The sequence below is a fragment of the Actinomycetospora sp. genome (genome assembly GCF_055612215.1).
Genome location: NZ_JBVPVA010000531.1, coordinates 1 through 1133 on the forward strand (window position 1 = coordinate 1; position 1133 = coordinate 1133).

Annotated in this window: 3 protein-coding genes; 2 read left to right on the forward strand and 1 reads right to left on the reverse strand. The window is 74.5% G+C overall.

What is annotated here, in order from left to right; genetic code table 11:
• On the reverse strand, positions 1-182 hold a 182-nt coding region (locus AC0CYZ_RS14870), incomplete at its 3' end, for a hypothetical protein (protein ID WP_472216624.1).
• Between the two features lie 180 nt (positions 183-362).
• Here AC0CYZ_RS14870 and AC0CYZ_RS14875 point away from each other — a divergent pair.
• The gene (locus tag AC0CYZ_RS14875) at positions 363-671 is read left to right on the forward strand and encodes a hypothetical protein (protein ID WP_472216626.1); all 309 of its coding nucleotides are present in this window, start codon (positions 363-365) and stop codon (positions 669-671) included.
• A 36-nt stretch (positions 672-707) separates the two neighbouring features.
• A partial coding sequence (locus tag AC0CYZ_RS14880; RefSeq protein WP_472216628.1) for a polysaccharide deacetylase family protein occupies positions 708-1133 on the forward strand: 426 nt, incomplete at its 3' end.

Consider the following 1133-nt stretch of genomic DNA (forward strand, 5'->3'; position numbering starts at 1 on the left):
CGACCCACCTCGTCGACCGCCGCGCGCGCGTCCGGCGCCTCGGCGCTGCCGGTGACCTCGAGGACGCCGAACGGGACCGAGGGGACCCCGCCGACCTCGACGAGGCGCTCGAGGAGGTCGGCGAGACCGTCCTCGTCCAGACGCGTGAGGTCGGTCATGAGGTGCACCCGGTACTTCGTCATGACGCGGGAGTCTGCCCCGGTGTGGCCGACCGGACGAGGGAGCCGCGGCCCCGGTCAGACGTTGAAGCCGAACTCGACCAGGTCGCCGTCGTGCACCGTGACCGCGCGCGAAGGACCCGCTCAGGCGCAGGCGACGGTCTACCAGGTGCTCTGCGAGCCGGTGCGCGAGACACTGCGGGCGTGAGCCCGGAGTCGGCGTTCGAGGCCTTCGAGGCGGCCGTGGCCGATGTGTCCGGCCTGCCCGGGGTGACGCGGCGGACGATGTTCGGCCGCGACACGCTGCTCGCGCGGGGCCACCCGTTCGCGTTCCGCGACGGCGACCGCATCGCCCTGAAGCTGCCCGACGCGATCGATCTGGTCGCGAGCGGTGCGGGCACTGCACCCGTCATGGGCCGGCGAGTGATGCGGCAGTGGGTTGCGGTGCCGCTCGACGACTCGTCGGGCGTGGCCGAGCGGGTGGACGCGGCGCGGCGGTTCGTCGATCACTGAAAACGACGGCCCGTGCGGTCACCGAGGCGCGTCATCATGGACGACGTGCTGCCGCTCGTGACCGCGATCGCCCCCGTCCTCCGCGGCCGAGTGCTCTTCGCCGTCCCGACCCGGTCGCCCCGGTTCGTCCTGACCGTCGACGACGGTCCGGACCCGTCGACGACGCCGGCGCTGCTCGGGGCGCTGCGCCGACGCGGGGCGCACGCGACGTTCTTCCTGATCGGCGAACGGGCGTCGGCGTATCCGGAGCTCGTGGCCCGGATCGCGGCCGACGGCCACGAGGTCGGCAACCACACCTGGCGCGACGAGCCGACGTGGCGGCTGCCCCCGGGGGACTTCCGGGACGGGCTCCGTGCGACCCAGCGGGTGCTCGAGGCCCACGGCCCGGTGCGGTGGTTCCGGCCCGGCTCGGGGTGGCCGACGTCCGGCCACCTCGCGATCGCCGAGGAGGAGGGCCTGCGC